The 16,950-nt window shown below is 36.9% G+C and carries 21 protein-coding genes and 1 pseudogene; 18 read left to right on the plus strand and 4 right to left on the minus strand.

Annotated elements, in window-relative coordinates:
• The first annotated feature begins 257 nt into the window (after positions 1-257).
• From ACSAJE_RS11280 to ACSAJE_RS11320, 9 genes are all read left to right on the plus strand, one after another.
• Complete coding sequence (locus ACSAJE_RS11280; protein WP_458009113.1) at positions 258-527, plus strand: hypothetical protein; 270 nt, start codon at positions 258-260, stop codon at positions 525-527.
• A gap of 309 nt (positions 528-836) precedes the next feature.
• The gene (locus ACSAJE_RS11285) at positions 837-1,151 is read left to right on the plus strand and encodes a helix-turn-helix domain-containing protein (RefSeq protein ID WP_458009114.1); all 315 of its coding nucleotides are present in this window, start codon (positions 837-839) and stop codon (positions 1,149-1,151) included.
• 129 nt (positions 1,152-1,280) lie between these two features.
• A complete protein-coding gene (locus tag ACSAJE_RS11290; RefSeq protein ID WP_458009115.1) occupies positions 1,281-1,742 on the plus strand; it encodes a type II toxin-antitoxin system PemK/MazF family toxin in 462 nt (153 codons plus the stop codon).
• On the plus strand, positions 1,726-1,896 hold the full coding sequence (locus ACSAJE_RS11295) for a hypothetical protein (protein ID WP_458009116.1): 171 nt from the start codon (positions 1,726-1,728) through the stop codon (positions 1,894-1,896). The genes ACSAJE_RS11290 and ACSAJE_RS11295 overlap by 17 nt, the downstream gene beginning before the upstream one ends.
• 29 nt (positions 1,897-1,925) lie before the next feature.
• On the plus strand, positions 1,926-2,276 hold the full coding sequence (locus ACSAJE_RS11300) for a helix-turn-helix domain-containing protein (RefSeq protein ID WP_458009117.1): 351 nt from the start codon (positions 1,926-1,928) through the stop codon (positions 2,274-2,276).
• Positions 2,277-2,293: 17 nt separating this feature from the next.
• Positions 2,294-2,686 (plus strand): hypothetical protein, encoded by a 393-nt coding sequence (locus ACSAJE_RS11305; RefSeq protein WP_458009118.1) that lies wholly within the window; start codon positions 2,294-2,296, stop codon positions 2,684-2,686.
• A gap of 78 nt (positions 2,687-2,764) precedes the next feature.
• Positions 2,765-3,133 carry a type II toxin-antitoxin system PemK/MazF family toxin gene (locus ACSAJE_RS11310; protein WP_458009119.1) on the plus strand — a complete coding sequence of 123 codons (369 nt, stop codon included), beginning with the start codon at positions 2,765-2,767 and terminating at the stop codon, positions 3,131-3,133.
• Positions 3,134-3,165: 32 nt separating this feature from the next.
• Positions 3,166-3,612, plus strand: a complete 447-nt coding sequence (locus ACSAJE_RS11315; protein WP_458009120.1) for a helix-turn-helix domain-containing protein — start codon at positions 3,166-3,168, stop codon at positions 3,610-3,612.
• 281 nt (positions 3,613-3,893) lie between these two features.
• Complete coding sequence (locus ACSAJE_RS11320) at positions 3,894-4,934, plus strand: hypothetical protein (RefSeq protein WP_458009121.1); 1,041 nt, start codon at positions 3,894-3,896, stop codon at positions 4,932-4,934.
• 774 nt (positions 4,935-5,708) lie between these two features.
• Here ACSAJE_RS11320 and ACSAJE_RS11325 read toward each other — a convergent pair.
• The 4 genes from ACSAJE_RS11325 to ACSAJE_RS11340 all read right to left on the minus strand — a co-directional run bounded on the left by ACSAJE_RS11325 (position 5,709) and on the right by ACSAJE_RS11340 (position 10,237).
• Positions 5,709-6,953, minus strand: a complete 1,245-nt coding sequence (locus ACSAJE_RS11325) for an IS256 family transposase (protein ID WP_458009122.1) — start codon at positions 6,951-6,953, stop codon at positions 5,709-5,711.
• 313 nt (positions 6,954-7,266) lie between these two features.
• Complete coding sequence (locus ACSAJE_RS11330) at positions 7,267-7,647, minus strand: plasmid mobilization protein (protein WP_458009123.1); 381 nt, start codon at positions 7,645-7,647, stop codon at positions 7,267-7,269.
• A gap of 364 nt (positions 7,648-8,011) precedes the next feature.
• Positions 8,012-9,556 (minus strand): P-loop ATPase, Sll1717 family, encoded by a 1,545-nt coding sequence (locus ACSAJE_RS11335; RefSeq protein WP_458009124.1) that lies wholly within the window; start codon positions 9,554-9,556, stop codon positions 8,012-8,014.
• Positions 9,557-9,601: 45 nt separating this feature from the next.
• A complete protein-coding gene (locus ACSAJE_RS11340) occupies positions 9,602-10,237 on the minus strand; it encodes a helix-turn-helix domain-containing protein (protein ID WP_458009125.1) in 636 nt (211 codons plus the stop codon).
• A gap of 220 nt (positions 10,238-10,457) precedes the next feature.
• Here ACSAJE_RS11340 and ACSAJE_RS11345 point away from each other — a divergent pair, with 220 nt between their 5' ends.
• From ACSAJE_RS11345 to ACSAJE_RS11385, 9 genes and pseudogenes are all read left to right on the plus strand, one after another.
• Positions 10,458-10,655, plus strand: a complete 198-nt coding sequence (locus tag ACSAJE_RS11345) for a DNA-binding protein (protein WP_349191686.1) — start codon at positions 10,458-10,460, stop codon at positions 10,653-10,655.
• Positions 10,656-11,750: pseudogene (locus ACSAJE_RS11350) on the plus strand (tyrosine-type recombinase/integrase).
• Positions 11,734-12,105, plus strand: coding sequence for a plasmid mobilization protein (locus ACSAJE_RS11355; protein ID WP_458009126.1), 372 nt, complete (start codon positions 11,734-11,736; stop codon positions 12,103-12,105). Before ACSAJE_RS11350 ends, ACSAJE_RS11355 begins: the two are co-directional and overlap by 17 nt.
• Positions 12,106-12,203: 98 nt before the next feature.
• A complete protein-coding gene (locus ACSAJE_RS11360) occupies positions 12,204-12,518 on the plus strand; it encodes a TnpV protein (protein WP_458009127.1) in 315 nt (104 codons plus the stop codon).
• A 223-nt stretch (positions 12,519-12,741) separates the two neighbouring features.
• The gene (locus ACSAJE_RS11365) at positions 12,742-13,257 is read left to right on the plus strand and encodes a hypothetical protein (RefSeq protein WP_458009128.1); all 516 of its coding nucleotides are present in this window, start codon (positions 12,742-12,744) and stop codon (positions 13,255-13,257) included.
• 33 nt (positions 13,258-13,290) lie between these two features.
• Positions 13,291-13,641, plus strand: a complete 351-nt coding sequence (locus ACSAJE_RS11370) for a DUF6061 family protein (protein ID WP_458009129.1) — start codon at positions 13,291-13,293, stop codon at positions 13,639-13,641.
• 142 nt (positions 13,642-13,783) lie between these two features.
• Entirely contained in the window at positions 13,784-15,625 is a 1,842-nt protein-coding gene (locus ACSAJE_RS11375; protein WP_458009130.1) for an AAA family ATPase, read from the plus strand.
• 64 nt (positions 15,626-15,689) lie between these two features.
• Positions 15,690-15,866, plus strand: a complete 177-nt coding sequence (locus tag ACSAJE_RS11380; protein WP_458009131.1) for a hypothetical protein — start codon at positions 15,690-15,692, stop codon at positions 15,864-15,866.
• A 595-nt stretch (positions 15,867-16,461) separates the two neighbouring features.
• Complete coding sequence (locus tag ACSAJE_RS11385) at positions 16,462-16,590, plus strand: hypothetical protein (RefSeq protein ID WP_458009132.1); 129 nt, start codon at positions 16,462-16,464, stop codon at positions 16,588-16,590.
• Positions 16,591-16,950 lie beyond the last annotated feature (360 nt).

Here is a 16,950-nt window from a genome sequence, read left to right on the forward strand (position 1 = left end):
TGAGTAATATTTTACACTTGAAATATCGAAATAAATGCTTTATACTAACGACATAGAAAAACGAACTAATGTTCTGGTGTGGCGTTTGTTTTTTGTTTAACCCATATAGAAACTTGAAAATCAGCAGGAGAAAGCAGATCATGAACAGATAGTTTGGCTTAGTGTGTCGGAAATTATTTGTTGTGTATGATCTTGCGGCAGGTTTATTCCCTTTATCTGCTCAAGATGAGGATACATATGTATATGGAGGAGCGCAGTTGGTAAAAGAAAAATTAGAAACGGAGAAGAATGATGGTTTTATAGAATATCGGGTACATTGTCCGAAGTGCGACAGGATTTTATCTAATTCGATCATGGATGGCTCAGAGCTGTCTTTGACATGTGGTAAGTGTAAGAGCCCGATTCATATGTTTGCATTACAGGGTTCTGTATGTGTGGTCGCCGAGAATACGGTTAATACGCAGGCGGTGTCGTGCCTGGTTGCGAGGTTTCATGCTTATGGAAAGCGGCTGGAGCATAGATCATGATAAACGGTTAAGCGGAAGAATAATAAGAAAATTTAATACAACAAGAGATCAGCGGCAAGAGCTACGAATTTGTTGAGGACATCAAGGTGGTTAGTACGATGATCGAGAGTTTGTTAAGCGGTTGAATTTGACAAAGGATCATTAGGAGCCGGACAAAACGAGAGTGGATGATACAGGAAGATTTCTGTATCTATCTGTAATTGTTTTGTCCGGTTTTTGTATGAGAAAACTCAAATTTTTTTGTCATACTGCTTATGAGCGACGAAAAGAGCAGGCTGCTTTCGTTTTGTTTGCTCCGGAAAGGAGTGAATGATGAAAACATTAGCAGAGATTGGGGAGACATTAGCGGTGGAGCGGGAAAGAGCCGGATATACACAGGAGGGCTTGGCAGAAAAGATCGGCGTGACGGCAGTATCCATCAGCCGCTGGGAAAATGGAAATAACATGAAGATAGATATGTTTCAAAAGATTGTGTCTGCATTAGGAGTGTCTGCGGATTCTATTTTAGGAACGGACAAGAAAGATGACAGTATACCGGAAATGATGGCAGCACTTCCGGTAAAGGAACGGCAGATAGTTTATCAGACTGTTACTTCCATGATTTCGGCAATGCTGGAGAACTAAACAGAAATGATAAGTGGTTTAACAGTTCTGATATTCCTGTATCACAGCATATCCGCTAAACTTTAGATACAGCTAAGGAATGCTTACCGGTAGGACTTCCGGCAAAACAATGTCAGGAGGTTAGGAAAAATGCATAACGAAGATATGCAGGAAATAAGAAGTTACAACAAAGTGGTATATGGTGATCAGGAAATTGCGAAAGAGGTCATGAAACTTCCGTGGTGTCATAGGATGGACATCATATTTGTCAATTTCGGTTCGATAGCAGAGGATTGTCTGATCCACAAAAGCCGTCCGGCAATCGTGATCAGCACAACAGAGTACAATAAACAGTCCCCAGTCATGCAGGTGATCCCCATGAGCAAGCAGTTAAAAGGACTGGATAAAAAATATCATGTATTCGTGGATCATACCGATTGCGAGAAACTGTGGGAGTCCGGCATGGCGATGATAGAACAGATGCAGACTATAGACCGTGCCCAAATCAGTCATCCGATCGGAAGAGTAACGGATTCCCGTTTGATTGAAAATCTTGAAACAGCAGTTTGTTATCAGCTGGGAATGGAGGCTTCGAATGATACAGGAAAATAGAAAGCAGCAGTCGAATGTAATCGTACCGGATCATATAAGGGATGCAGATTATACGGAGGATGATCTGGTCTATGTTGTGCAGGAAACCGGCATTCTGATCCGCAATCGAGGCGGCAGAGTGTTGGCAGAACTGGCAGCAAAAGTGAAAATATGACGCAGAATATGGGAAGGTAGGCGAGGCAGATGGAATATGAAGGATGGAAGGCAGGACAGGCACTTAGAGATGTCCGGAAAAGCCGTCATTTAACGATTGAACAATTAAGCGAGAGGGTAAACAAATCACCGTCACACATCAATCAGATAGAACTGGGAAGCCGGAAGATGAGTGTGGACCTTTTGTATCTGTTGATGACGGCATTACATACGGACGCCAACACGATTTTGGGGATCGCACCGGAAGAAGATGCCAGCCGGAAAGAGACAGATAAAAAAGAGGACAGCATTGTGGATCGAAAGCTTAGTATGCTGGAGCCACAGCGAAAGAAGTATTTTGAAAGTGTGTTTTGCAATATGATCGATGCATATCCGGCATAGCAAGGAGGAAGAGAGAAATGGCACATAAAAGAAGAGCAAAGAAAAATATACGCTGCATTGTCTATCTGGCAACGGCTGCCGATGAGGATACCGTGGATCGGAAAGAGCAGAAGCAACTGCGTTATATCAGGGAATATGCCAAAGCCCATCAGCTGCAGATCGTAAAGGTATTCCATCGAAACATACTGGGACAGATGGACACGAACAGGCATTATCAGAACATTGTAAGACGGATCCGAAGTGGGGAAGCAGAAGCAATTTTACTGGCAAATATGGGAATGATTTCCCAAAGTCTGCCGGATGCATATGGTAAAGTGGGGCAGATGCTTGAAGCCGGGGGCAGAGTGATCACGGTAGATGAGGGAGAATTGAAGCTTAACTTAGCACCGATAGGAGGTTTGGCAGTATGAAAAAATAGAAAACGGAGATCTGGTTTATGTAGATCTGGGACAGCACAGCAGGAGCTGTGTTCAGTCAGGGGTTCGCCCGTGTCTGGTCATTGGAAGTTATTATGCTTCAGATGCATTGAATGTGTTGCCCCTGACAAAGCACATCACCAAAAGTATAACCCTATGCATGTCCGGCTTAATCGGGATGATGTAAAGGGGTATTTGGCAAACGATTCATTGATATTAGTGGAACAGATCACAACTGTGGACCGGCGGATGGTGATGGGAAAGCTTGGAAGGGTATCAGGTCAAAGCAGTATTATGGAGCAGGTGAGAGATATACTTCAAAGGAGATTCTGCTTTGAGGTATATGCCGGTGCTTCCGTTGAACAGACCAGAGATGGTGGAGAACGGATGCCGGCGGCAGATCAACCTAAGGTCAAGCAGGCGGAGGAAAGACAATCATGACTGCCGAGCAGCAAAAGGAGGAAAATAAATCTATGACAGTAGGACAAAAGATTAAGTATTTTCGCAAACGGAAAGGCTATACACAAAAAGAGGTTGGAGCACTGCTTGGCTTTTCGGGAATATCTGCAGGTACACGAATGGCACAATACGAAACCGGAGTACGAGTCCCTAAAAGTAAGACATTAGAATCACTGGCAAAGCTGTTCGGAGTCAGCTCAACCGCTTTATCGACACCAGATCTCAATACCCCGGAAGGATTAATGCATACTTTTTTTGAAATGGAAGATATGTATGGCTTGTCAGTGTCAGACAGCAATGGACAGATTTGCTTTGTGATAAGTTCGTCGGAGTCTGAATCTGCAGATATCTTGCTACAGATATTATCAGAATGGGTGCTGCAGAAGATGAAATTAGAGATTGGTGCGATCACGAAGGATGAGTACGATGAATGGAGATATAATTATCCGGGGAAAGTATAAGAAGCCGGATAAATGTATATTTAATAATGGAGATAAAGGGAAAAGGCTGACTTAAAAAAGTAAATTCCAGTGCAAGAATAAATTTCACTGGCTTTTAAATTTTGTTGGTTTTATGGCATGAAAAATACGCTACTGGAATTCAGAGTGTCAAACTAAATTCCACCAGTCTACCCCATTTCATTATTGGAAAGGATAGATGTGTAGAAAAGAGATGCTTTTGCTGATATAATTATAGATTAAGAAACTGATTGTAAAAAATAAAATTATGAAAGGCTGAAAAAATGGAAAAAATTACAGATATTGTTTTTGACAAGATTGTTGATCAAATTCTGGATTTGGCTTGTGGAAAGACTAAAACAGAATTTGAAAATTTAATGAACCAAAATAGAAATCAAAAAATACTTGAACATTGTATAAAGAAAATTGCAGATAGCGATTGGTTCAAAAATGAATTTCCAAATGTTGAGTTCTGCTTAGATCATAATAGTATTTATTCTATTGATGATAAAAAAATTAGGATTGGATTAGAAAAAAGAAAAATTACAGAGAATATTACAGAGGCTGCTAGGCATTGCTTTATTTCCGATAATGATGATGTTACAAGGATTTCAGAGATGGTGACTGAGCAATATGTACAGCAAGCAAAAACCACAATGCAATTATATGAGATTATTGAACATCAACAACAAAATTATGAAAACTTAGATGGAGCAATTAAAGATGTAAAACAAATAATTATCTCAAATAAAAGAAAAGAAGAAAAGCTACTACTTGAAAAAGAACAGTTGCTTAAGCAAGAATTGTCAAATGAGGTAAAAAACTATATTTTTGATATAATGAATAGATATTTGCATTTTATATGTAAATACAGTCCAGAAATGGGAAATCCTTCAAGATGTGCAGAATTTGATGTTGTTCAATTAATGCAAGTAAAAATCAAGGAGGTTATTGATAGCATCAATTCATATGTAAATAATGATTTCTGCGAAAAAGGCGTCCGAGTGTTTAGCACTAATGGTCTTAGACATGTGGAAGAAGATGTGGATTATTTTAAATTTATGGAATTTGGATTTAAGAATGCAATTTTGGAAGATACAAGAAAGATTCTTGACTATAGAGATATTATTGATACGGAAACCTATGTATATCTATTAAGAGTGCGAAATGCCTTAAACGGTCCTCTTTTTCCTTCGTTGTATGAAATGGGTCAATATAATATCATTAATTGTAAAAAAATCAGTATTGATGTGGAGTGTTTTAGAAAGGAGCTATATTCATTAGGCGAAAATATACTAAGGCTAAGTAAAAAGTTCCAAGAGTAGTTATTGGAAATATAATGGTATAGAGAAATGCTGTAATCTAGACTAGATACGATTTTAGATTTATGCTAGCGTAATAGATAAAAGTCAATCCTATTATGTTAAGAAACAATCGTAACTTTCCGTTTCATTTGAAAGGCAAAAGAGAATTTTATTGTTTATAATACTAGCAATCTGAAATAGTAGAAATATTGTAGTGGGACTTTTTAATAACTTAAAAGTGGCATAAATAAATGATTTGGGTGGGGCAGCAGAACAATTTTATAAAATGTAATGAGAAGGAACCCATTAGAAATTGGTGCGATCACGAAAGATGAGTACAATGAATGAAGGTTATAATTATCCGGTGAAGGTATAAGAAACTGGATAATTGCATATTTTAATAATGGAGATAAGGGGAAAGGAAAAGGTTTTTCTTGAAATCATGAAACAATCGTGTTATATTATTAGTAGAAAAGATGCCACCGATAGACGGTTGGCCAAGTAAATTATAAGTGAAAATAGCCGCTCAGTTTACCAGACCGGGGCGGCTATTTCTGTGTCTTATCAGTATCCTTACCAAGGGAATATCCTAATCCAAAGCAGGTTAAGCCGAAGCTTTACCAGACGGTGTGAAATTTTTTCTGTAAATTCAGATTTTCTATGATAATTGATGTGGCTTGACGGCAGTTTTCTGCTGTTAAGCCATATTTATTTAATAGCAAAAATAAGCTGGTATGTCAATAGTACCCAGAAAATCTGGGCATGTATTTACTCTTGATATTCCAGCTTTTGTTGCTATATCTGCATCCGGTCAGGGTACATGATTTCCAGCTCACCACGAACTTTTCCCCAGTTTCGGATTGGCATTGTCCACTTTTTGGCAATCTCGAAAGTTCCCAGATATAGAGCTTTCATTAGTGCCTGAGAGCTTGGAAATACGCTGCGTTGCTTGTTCAATCTACGATAGCAGGAATTCAATGATTCTATGGCATTTGTAGTGTAAAATGCGGTACGAACTTCCTTGGAAAACTTGAAAATCGGAGATATTGCATCCCAGTTTTCATGCCAGCGATTCATCGCACTTGGATACTGACCAGACCATTTTTCCGTTACAGACTCTAACTGCTTTCTGGAAGCTTCTTCATCTGCAGCGGTATAGATTGTCTTTAAATCTTTTGCAAATGCTTTCATATCCTTGTTTGCAACGTATTTAAGCGTGTTTCTCACCATGTGTACAATACAACGTTGCTGCTCCGTTTTTGGAAATGCTGTAGAGATTGCATCCTTGATACCAGTCAAACCATCGGAGCAGAGAATGAGAATGTCCTGAACTCCACGATTCTTTAAGCTGTTCAATACAGACAGCCAGTACTTACTGCTTTCGTTCTCGCCAACAACAATGCTTAGGACTTCTTTCATTCCATCTTCATTGATACCAAGCACAACATATGCTGCAAGTTTCCTGATTACACCATCATCACGTACTGAGAAATGTACAGCATCAATAAAAACAATTGGGTACACAGGCGACAATGGACGATTCTGCCATTCCTCGATTCGTGGAAGGAGCTTATCCGTGATATCCGATACCATTCCTTCGCTTACCTCAAATCCATAAATGTCCTCTATGGTTTCTGAAATCTGTCGTGTAGTCATTCCCTTTGCATACATTGAGATAATCTTGTCATCAATCGAAGAAATGTCTTTTTGACGTTTCGGAAGCATCTGTGGCTCAAATGAACTCTGACGATCCTGAGGTACATCTACCTGAAATTCACCATATTTACTACGAACAGTCTTGGATTTCGTACCATTACGGTAGTTAGGCTCATCGGATCTTTCATAACGATTATAGCCAAGATGGTCATCCATTTCTGTTTCAAGCATATCTTGAATTGTTCCGGAAAGTAGATCTTTTAAGGCATCCTGAATATCCTCAGCAGACTGGATATCGTACTCCTGAAGTAATCCCTGAATAAGATTTCTTTTTCCTTCGGTCATTGGTTTTGGTTTGTAAACTTCTTTTTTTCTGTTTGCCATAATAAAAGGCCTCCTATGATTTTAATATTTTATCATAGAAGACCTTTATAGTGTTGAATTTACAGAGATTTTTCACAGGCTCGCTTACCACTGCGATAAAATCAATAATACTCATTGGCTCAGCCCTCCTTTCGTCAGATTCCCAAATGGGTTTCTATGTAATCGGAGGGTCACAGTCCCTACGGAGAGGGCCAACCGCCTACCGTTATGGTGGCATCCAATAAAATTCTAACATATCGTATTGCTTTTTTCAATTATACTTTTAAAATCCGCACGATCTGCACAATTCCAAAATGCAAGGGGAGATGGAACATTACATTTCTTTGGATTCCCAGAGATATTTTGCATCATCTAACAGCGAAATAAGTGCTTTTAGCATAGCTGTGAAATCTTCCTGCAATTCGTTGATCTCATCTTGAAATAAAGCGACGTCTTTCGGTATGATCTTCTGATTGTCGAAAGAGATGATGTTTTGCTCCAGATCAAGAAGTCGATGATACAGTAATTCGACTTCATCAACTAAAGGCAGGATTGTCTCCTTTTTCCCTACGACACAGATACGGTCGTATAAGCAGCTCCTTGTATAAAAGATTTTCTTAGAAAGTCCGCTTGCTTTGATACGGGCTTCGATTTCTTTGCGTTCATATGGTGATGGTCGAAAACTGATTGTTTGGTTTTTATGTACATTGCTCATAGTCATTCCTCCTGAATCTAATAGTGTGATTTATCATTTTGCGTGTTGTCTGTTCATAGTCAGATACAACTCATCGTGAATAGCAAAACAAGTAGATCATATCGAATAGCCAGTAGCAGAAATTGTTACTATTTTGCTACTAAAAATTTGCAAAATAGTGAGTAACAGCAGGAATAAGCAACAAAAATCAGAACATTTACCGCAAAATACGAAAGAATATTACGGGATGACTAAACCCCCGGGACGAGTTTGAATAATGTACATGAGCCAAGAAATGCTGAATTTACGGCGTTTCTTGGCTCGTTTTATGTTGTGTGACAATCAAATGACAATAATTTGCAAGAATTATATGAAGAAATTTAACTTATGCTTCATCATTCAGGTTAAGAGTTATCTCCCAATTGTCATTTGTTCCATTTGCTAGAGCACCACGATATGCAGGATGAATCTCCCATGAGTATCCACGATCACCTACATTTGCATTTAATAAGTAAGGTGATTCATCATAATATACGCGTTCGATTTTGCCGGATTCGTTGCGCTTTCTTCCAGTTATAAATCCTATTTTGTATAAAAAATGTGCTATCTGATGAAAATCAGCGGGACATAACTTCTCACAATTTGCTTGGTATATGCTTATATTCATGTTTTGTTGTATATTTTTTATTTTAGCATGTAACTCTGCGGTCGAATAAACATATCGTTCAGCAGATTTGCTCTGAAGCTCTTTTTGCGTAGGAGCCATTCGAATTAATAAATCTTGTAGTTTTGGAAGTTGATTTATATATTCGTTGACTAAATCTTTTAGACGTTCTTGTGAATATGTTTCTAATATGGCTAAAAAGCACGAAGAATCTATAACAGTAAGTTTTTTACGATATGCTTCTTCTGCAATACTATGACATAACTTTACCATATCTCTTGGTTTGCGTCGGATTAATGAGTATATTACACGGTGTGTGGGAGCGTTAGCCCAAACACGAGTGCTTTTGTCAAAATATGGGACAAAAACAAAATTCAAGTAGTTCACAATATTATATTGTAAGGTCTTTTGGTCGGATGTATTAATTTCATCAAAAGGTTCGTTGAAATATGCACAAATTCGCTTTGCTAGTGTTTTCATAATTTCTTGATTATTCCAGTGACATTTTATTAAAGAACTTTCAAATTTATCAGAAAACTCTTCGTTGCGTATCATTTCATAGACATCAGTACGCAATGCTATACGTACTGAAAGACCATCCATGTCACTAGTCATATCACTTAAAGACAAAAGCAAGCTTTTGATTTTTAGTACATCTGAGGATTTACCTTGCCAATCTAAGTCGAAATCATCAAAAAAGAGACGTATTTTTTTGTTGGCAATCATTCTTTGTAAGGTATGTTGTTCGCCACAAGAATCAGAATCATTGTCTAAAGAAATATATTTTTCAAACATGGGTTTGAGAATTTTTGCTGAACGTGAAATAAAATCTCTTGTTGTGTATCCTGTATCATATGCCCATTGTAATGCTTTTTCATAATCTTCGCCCATTGCAAAACTCATATGTGAGGCAAGATTCATTATTACGAGTTTGCTTATAGAACGTTTCCATAAGGTCTTGAGTTGGTATAAATTATCAGAATTTAATATTTCTGAATATAGCTCTGACAAGTCATCCAATCTGATCCATATTGGGACAATATCTGTATTGGAAGTTTCGATAAATGCCATTTTTAAAAGAGCAGATTTTCCAGTTCCTTTTTCGCCAGTTACTATTTGCAATTTTATATCAGACATAACATCTTCATATTGTATAGTTTTGTAGTAGTAAGATGTTAATCTTGAGTTGTCTTCTTTTCCGGCATCTTCATGTCCAAATAGTTTAAGTCTATTATCCTTTTTAAAGGTTTCATAATTTGTATTCATAGCTGTTCTCCTATATATAGTGTAAATATTGGTAACATAGCATTTCTACTTCGGCTTCCTTTTCCTCTTCACATAAGAGAAATCTGGAAACAAGTCTTTTAACAATTCAGCAGTTTCTTCTGCATCGTCATCCTCATTCATATTCTGAATAAGTAACTGGTCGTCATCATCAGGATTCAACGAAACAGTATACTCTTTATTCGGGTCTGTTGGGTTCATTGGGTATTTTACCTCTTTGAGATAATATTCCGTTTCTGATATTTCTCCATCCTCTAGCTTGTCTCGTAAACATGCCCAATACTCAACCATTTTTCGGAAGCTATCAAGGTCTTCCTGTGGACGAGGACCGGCACTTGGAAGTCTCTCCTTAAATTTGAAACATACTTCACCATCTTTCATAGTAGGTCGTAATCCATATGCCCATTCAATGTCAAACAGTACATGAAGTGCACTGAAAATATTTGCCACATCAGGGTCAGATAATGCATAAAAGCTGACCCTCAGATTGTTTGCAATATTTAATAAAGTTGCTTCATCGGGATATCTGTTTCCAAGTTCATAGTTTCTGATGGTGGATTCGTTTAATCCACATTTATCTGCTAATTCCTTTTGCGTCATGTCAGATGCAATTCTGAAATTTCGAATCAAATAGCCTACTCGTCTGGTGAATTTCTCGCCCATTTTTACTGCTCCTTATAAGGTTAATGAGGGTTGTAGCATGCACGACGACACGAGGTACAAATCATGCATCTGTGTACATTATATCATTAACAGTGCAAAAATGAAATGTTTTTCAACAAAATGTATTAACAGTACAAAAATGAACTGTTAATATAATACACATCATAACCGTTCAGGAATGAACTGAATAATAAAAACGAAAGAGAGGAAGCATTAGCTTATGGAGAACAAGAGATTTTTGACAGCACAGGATGTCATGGAAATGCTGGGAGTATCACTATCGTATTCCTATAAACTGATACGAAGATTGAATGCAGAACTTGAGGCTGATGGATTCGTGACAATAAAAGGGCGTGTCAGTACACAGTATTTTATGAAGCGAATCTACGGGCTATCTACGAATAAGGAGGTGGGATAGATGGCGGTTATCAAAAATAATAAGACCGGAATGTGGGAGGTGAGAACCTATTATAAGGATTTGACCGGAGCAAGAAAACAGAAAACCAAGAGGGGCTTTGCCAAGAAGAGCGAAGCCCTTGAATGGGAACGTAATTTCAAACTGAAAGAAGATCAGAGTATCAGCATGAGCTTCAAAAGTTTTGTGGATATTTATCTGACGGATTTAGAACCAAGAATAAAACGCAATACTTTTCTGACAAAGAAGCACATTATTGAGACAAAGATTCTGCCTTATTTCGGGAAACGAAAGCTGGATGATATTCGAACCTCGGATGTCATCTAGTGGCAAAATGAGATTATGAAGCTGAAAAAGGATAATGGGGAGTTATTCTCCCCTACCTATCTGAAAACCATCCATAATCAGCTCAGTGCCATATTAAATCATGCCGTAAATATGTATGGTCTGAAAGATAATGTGGCACGAAAAGCCGGGACTATGGGGAAGGAAGAAAATAAAGAAATGGAGTTCTGGACACAGGATGAATTTCAGGCATTTTTAGAGTGTGTGGCAGATAAGCCAATTTCCTATTATGCATTTGAAATGCTTAATTGGACAGGGATTCGAGAAGGTGAGCTGCTTGCCCTGACACCGGCGGATTTCAATTTTGAAAAGAAGACACTCCGGGTAAATAAGTCATATCAGAGGCTGGAAGGCAAAGATGTGATTACAGACCCGAAAACACCAAAGAGTAACAGAACAATTGTCGTGCCGGATTTTCTTGCTGTCGAGGCGGAGGATTTCATAAGCAGTCTTTATGGAATAAGGGATGATGACAGGATTTTTACTATTTCAAAAAGTTATCTGCATCATGAGATGGATAGAGGTGCAAAGCTTGCAGGAGTGAAGAGAATACGGATTCATGGATTACGACATTCGCACATTTCATTGCTAATCAATTTAGGATTTTCTGCATTGGCAATAGGGGAAAGAGTCGGGCATGAGGCAGTAGATATCACATATCATTATGCACATTTATTTCCAACGGTGCAGACGGATATGGCAGCACAACTGGAAACGGAAAGGGAGGCGTTAGTCAATGTCAGAAAAGAATAAAGACGATAAAAACAGATGGCGAAATGTGACAATAGCATTTCGTATGTCGCCGGAGGAAAACGAGGAGCTGAATAACAGAGTTAAGCTCAGCGGATTTCGCACAAAGCAGGATTATATTATCCAGAGTGTTCTTTATCAAAAGGTGGTTGCTACAGGTAACCCGTTGATGCTGGTACAATTCCGGCAGAACCTGCAAAGGATTGAGCGTGAACTTGAAAGAATAGAAAAGGCATCGGATATGGATGGGGAGTTACTTACTCCTATCCGCTCCATGCTGGAAATATTGGAAGGTTTCAAGGAACAACCGAGAACAATGGCAGATATGAAACAACTTACAGTACCAAATGAGGAATAACAGATATTTTGTATAAAGGAAGTGACTGCTATGAGCGAAGAAACATTATTTGAAAAATTAGGTGTGAAATACATAGAAAAAGATGGCATTTTTATCCGTTGGTTACATTAGGTGGAGAGGAGCACAGTACAGATGTTGGCAAATATGGTCGTATGTGGATGATTTACATACAGAAGGAATATCCGCAGCGATACAGAAGTCTGGTACGATTTGGAGAATTACATGACAAAGCAACCGAGGTAAATGAAGTGGCTTATGAATTGCTGGAGGATATTGAAAATGAGTGGTTGCGTAAACATAAACCAAAGCAGTCGAATTCTTTTGTGGAAATGTATCGGCTAAGGACTCAGGCAAGAATGATAGCAGAGGAAGTAGTTCTGCATGATGTGGTGAACTGTTTTCATTGCAAGTAATCAAGATTTGAGGATGGAAAATGCAAGGCTTGAGAGTCGCAAAGATAGACTTCGTATGGATAATCATGATTTGAAGCAAAAGCAGTTACAGTTGCAGACCGATAATGAAGAACTGGAATAAAGGCATGAAGATTTACAATATATGAATAGTAAATTGGTGAATGTGAATGGTCAGTTGTCCGCTGATAATTATTCTCTGGAGCAAAGGAATGATGCGTTGTAATTGGATAATCAGGCATTAAGACAAAAATATAATGATTTGCAACAGAATAATGTTCAACTTGAAAAGCAACAGAATGAGCTTAAGAGCCATATAGAGCAGATGGTGCAGTCGGAGCAGTTATTACAGCGTGATGTAAGAAAGTATGATGAAGCACCGGAGTGGCAGTTGCCGGAACCGGGAGCATTTGCAAGTGCTAAGTCATTTCGGGATAAGGTGGTTATACCATTTGTGAATAAGCTTAAAACACTGATAAAGAATCTGACAATCCAGTGTGTAAGGCTAAAAGAGGAAGTCCTGCAATTGCGAAAAGAAAAGAAGAGATTGTCAGAGGATGTGGAGTTTTACAAGGGCAAGATTAAGGATATGAGTGATAGGACAGAGCTGTTGCAGGAAAAGGCTGATGATATGGAGTGTGTGAAGAGATATGCCGGTGCAGAGCAGATTGATACGATTATTCGTAAGGTAAAGGAACAGGAGCGTACAGAGCAGCAGATAAGGCGGTATGACAGGTCTTAGGGGACAAGATAATGGGAAGGATGGATTGATGATATGAAAGATAATCGAATGGATAATATCGTAGAATGTGCTTATAACATGGATAACGGCTATGTTGAGGTGTGGTTTACAGATGGAAATATGTTGCGGATAAAGTGTGAAGAAGTGAAGGCTGCTCTGAGGACAACGGAGCAGTCACTGGCGAAGCTGCATAGGTTGTTGGATAATAAGCCGATAGAGTATGTGGCAATGACTTTGTCTGGGGAGATGCAGGCATATTGTGATATTGAGGATGACATGGTTAAGGAAATGTTTGGGACGATTGTGCAGGGGTATCTGAAAAAGGGGTATAACCGGGCTACGGTGGAGATGATGGCAAGGGAGTTTTTTAGGTATGAGAGCTAAAATTATGTTACTTAGATATTTAAAAATGAAAAAATATTGAGGTAAGGTGGGCAAGGTCATAGTTTAATGATATAATGAAATAAATAATAGATAGTGTCAAATGACATATGAAAAAACGAAATAATAATAAAGGGGTGATAACATGTTAAATGATGTTTCGGGAATAAAGTTAAAAGGTGGAAGTTTTGAAAATTTAACAGATTTAAATATACTAGACCCACGAGATGGAAATAAAGTAAAACGTGTTAAAGGTGCAATTGTATATGGTAGAAATGGTGCAGGAAAAAGTACAGTTGCAAAGGCTTTAAAGAAAGTAATTTTAGGTGGCTATACTGATATTATTGATGCTAATGTGTTTGATAAAGATGGGACTATTATCAATTTATCAGAAGATGAAAAAAAGCATATATTTGTATTTGACGAAGAATTTGTTGACGCGAATGTAAAACTTCAAGATACAGGATTAAACACAATAGTCATGCTTGGACAACAAGTAGAATTGGCAGATAAAATTACAGATGCACAAAACGAATTACACATTGCTAAGCAGCAATATATAGATCAAGAAAATATTATAAGAAATGTTTTTGAAAATAGAGATAATAGTAAGTCTCCGAAATTCTATCAAATGAAATTGAAACTTGCACTACAGGGAGATGACTGTTGGGCGGGAAGAGATAAAATCGTTAGAAATGGTCGCTCTAATACAGGAGTGAAAGATAACACATATAAAAAATTTATAAATTTGGCTCCGCAGAAAAGTAGGGATGAATTAATAATTCTTTTTGATAAGAAATTATTGGACTTACAGAAAGCAGAAAATGGAGATGCTGTAATCAGAAATGTAATTCCTCAAATATCGGTCACATATAATGATTCAGAGGTTAAAGAATTGCTATCAATGAAGATAGAAGAGCCAATACTGTCGGATAGAGAAAAGTATCTTTTGAAATTAATTCAAGACGGAAAAAGTGACATGTTGGCAAGTATGATATCAAGCTTCAATGATGAGAATACCAAACATTGTCCATATTGTTTGCAACCTGTAGATGTAGAATATAAAAAAGATTTAGTGGAAAGTATTCAAAAAGTGTTAAGCAAGGCTGTTGAAGAACATCAAGCGAAATTGAAGAAGTTATTGATGCCAGAAATAAGTATAGATTTGTCTGCATTTGTAAAGCTTGGCAATGTGGTAGATGATTGCATTCAAGTTATAGATAGTGTAAACACAGGTATTAGAGAAAATAACGATAAAATTAAAAGAAAAATAGAAAATCCATATTTACCTATATTTATTGGCAAAACAAAGGTGAACGAATTATTGGAGACGCTTAAACAGCAGCTGCAACAGCTAGAGGATTTACGAAATGCATATAATAGCAAGATACAAGCAACAGAGCCAATAAGAACTGAAATGGGTAAAATAAACGATGAAATAGCACATTATGATATAGCACAACTTGCTGCACAATATTCAATTCAACAGCAAGAATATGAAAATGAAAAGACTAAACTTGCAGAATGTAACAGAGTATTATCACAAAAACAAGAGGCTATTGACCGTTTAGAGGCTCAAAGAAAAAATATACATGTTGCATTAAATGTAATTAACAATAGCTTGAAATATATTTTTTTCTCTGAGGATAGACTTAAAATAGAATATAGAGATGATGAATATGTACTTCTATCTAATGGACATAATGTGAAACCAACTCAAATATCATTGGGAGAAAGAAATATTATCGCATTATGTTATTACTTTGCTAATATTATGCAAAATCAGGAATTCGAGGAAAGCCATGCCCAAGAGTATATACTATTAATTGATGATCCTGTATCAAGTTTTGATATCGAAAACAAAGTTGGAATTATGTCATTTTTAAAATATCAGTTGGGGTTGTTTTTGCTTGGAAATATAAATACCAAAGCTATAGTAATGACACATGATTTATTGAACATTTTACGATTTGGACAAAATCTATGAAGAACTAATTGAAAATTGTAATGAAAAGTTTTCTGGTAATAAAATGAAATTTAATAGATTAGAAATGGCAAAACAAAATATCAAACAATTTGAATATAAGAATCGGCAAGAGTATACGGAATTGATAAAAATAATATATAAATATGCACTTGGAGAGGCAGAAGAGTATGAAATTATAATAGGAAATATAATACGACAAGTGCTGGAAGCTTTTTCAACATTTCAGTACAAAAAAATATAGAAAAGATTTCAACAGATTCATTTATTTTGAATGATATTCCGAAGCAATATCGAGCTTATTTCAATAATTTGATGTATAGATTGGTTCTACATGGAGGAAGTCATAGAGAAGAGCAAGTTAAAGCACTAGATGATTTAAATTTCTTCAGTGTGATTTCTTCGGAAGAGAAGATACGAACGGCAAAAGATGTTTTATGCTATTTATACATATTGAATGCTAAGCATGTATTATCGCACTTAAAAGATAGTGGAAATAATGTTAAATCAAACTTAGAACGGTGGTGTAGCGATATAGAAAATATGTCTGTAGCATAATACAATTTATGCTGTGACAAATAGTGGCTCCATTTTGGCTCTAAAAATTTTAGGTGAGGTACACAAAAATGTGAAATAAGATGAATATAAAGAATAAAACTCACAAATGTGTACTGAGAAACAGCCAAATAAATCTCTCAGCCCAAGAGTTTGAGTAATGTAACAACAGCGGGAAGCCTTGTAAATAGGGGCTTCCTGGTTTTGATGTAAGCAAAATTGTTGAGTGATTTTGGATAATATTCTGCTTAGTGTATATAAAATTGCAAAGGGGATTATGAGAAATGAAGATTGATTTATTAATGGTTGATACTTTTGAAGACAGTGAATTGGAATTAGAAAAAAAATTACATTTATTTTTGGAAAAAACGGAACTGGAAAATCGACGTTTACAGAGGAAATTAAAAAAATGACTTCAGATTACGATGTTTCAGTCTTTCAGGGATTTAGGAAAGTAGGTATATACTGATAAACAGCTCTTTAACAGTGCAATGTAATAAGATATTTAATTTTTGGAAATTAGAAGAATTGTTGTGGTAAAATTTAGTTGTAACACCCCGACCTAATGAGTTATAATCTTACTAGGAAGCGAGGTACACTACATTGAATCAAAATTGCGAACCGGAATTCAAGAAATTCGTGGGTCTCCATCTTGAAGAGGGAAGGCCTGCAGAGGTGTTGCTGAAGAATGTCAAAATAATGAAGAAGCCAAAGCTGAATATGATTACATGATTAGATTTGATAGTAAAGTGTATATTAATAAATAATCTTTC

Source organism: Jutongia sp. SJQ-6 (genome assembly GCF_054161275.1).

What these genes read in the sequence shown, in the direction of transcription:
- ACSAJE_RS11340 (WP_458009125.1), bottom strand. Translation starts at nt 10,237, where the DNA reads ATGGGCGAGAAATTCACCAGACGAGTAGGCTATTTGATTCGAAATTTC.
- ACSAJE_RS11335 (WP_458009124.1), bottom strand. Translation starts at nt 9,556, where the DNA reads ATGAATACAAATTATGAAACCTTTAAAAAGGATAATAGACTTAAACTA.
- ACSAJE_RS11315 (WP_458009120.1), top strand. Translation starts at nt 3,166, where the DNA reads ATGACAGTAGGACAAAAGATTAAGTATTTTCGCAAACGGAAAGGCTAT.
- ACSAJE_RS11325 (WP_458009122.1), bottom strand. Translation starts at nt 6,953, where the DNA reads ATGGCAAACAGAAAAAAAGAAGTTTACAAACCAAAACCAATGACCGAA.
- ACSAJE_RS11370 (WP_458009129.1), top strand. Translation starts at nt 13,291, where the DNA reads ATGAAAGATAATCGAATGGATAATATCGTAGAATGTGCTTATAACATG.
- ACSAJE_RS11285 (WP_458009114.1), top strand. Translation starts at nt 837, where the DNA reads ATGATGAAAACATTAGCAGAGATTGGGGAGACATTAGCGGTGGAGCGG.
- ACSAJE_RS11290 (WP_458009115.1), top strand. Translation starts at nt 1,281, where the DNA reads ATGCATAACGAAGATATGCAGGAAATAAGAAGTTACAACAAAGTGGTA.
- ACSAJE_RS11355 (WP_458009126.1), top strand. Translation starts at nt 11,734, where the DNA reads ATGTCAGAAAAGAATAAAGACGATAAAAACAGATGGCGAAATGTGACA.
- ACSAJE_RS11380 (WP_458009131.1), top strand. Translation starts at nt 15,690, where the DNA reads ATGGCAAAACAAAATATCAAACAATTTGAATATAAGAATCGGCAAGAG.
- ACSAJE_RS11385 (WP_458009132.1), top strand. Translation starts at nt 16,462, where the DNA reads ATGAAGATTGATTTATTAATGGTTGATACTTTTGAAGACAGTGAATTG.
- ACSAJE_RS11305 (WP_458009118.1), top strand. Translation starts at nt 2,294, where the DNA reads ATGGCACATAAAAGAAGAGCAAAGAAAAATATACGCTGCATTGTCTAT.
- ACSAJE_RS11375 (WP_458009130.1), top strand. Translation starts at nt 13,784, where the DNA reads ATGTTAAATGATGTTTCGGGAATAAAGTTAAAAGGTGGAAGTTTTGAA.
- ACSAJE_RS11345 (WP_349191686.1), top strand. Translation starts at nt 10,458, where the DNA reads ATGGAGAACAAGAGATTTTTGACAGCACAGGATGTCATGGAAATGCTG.
- ACSAJE_RS11320 (WP_458009121.1), top strand. Translation starts at nt 3,894, where the DNA reads ATGGAAAAAATTACAGATATTGTTTTTGACAAGATTGTTGATCAAATT.
- ACSAJE_RS11295 (WP_458009116.1), top strand. Translation starts at nt 1,726, where the DNA reads ATGATACAGGAAAATAGAAAGCAGCAGTCGAATGTAATCGTACCGGAT.
- ACSAJE_RS11300 (WP_458009117.1), top strand. Translation starts at nt 1,926, where the DNA reads ATGGAATATGAAGGATGGAAGGCAGGACAGGCACTTAGAGATGTCCGG.
- ACSAJE_RS11330 (WP_458009123.1), bottom strand. Translation starts at nt 7,647, where the DNA reads ATGAGCAATGTACATAAAAACCAAACAATCAGTTTTCGACCATCACCA.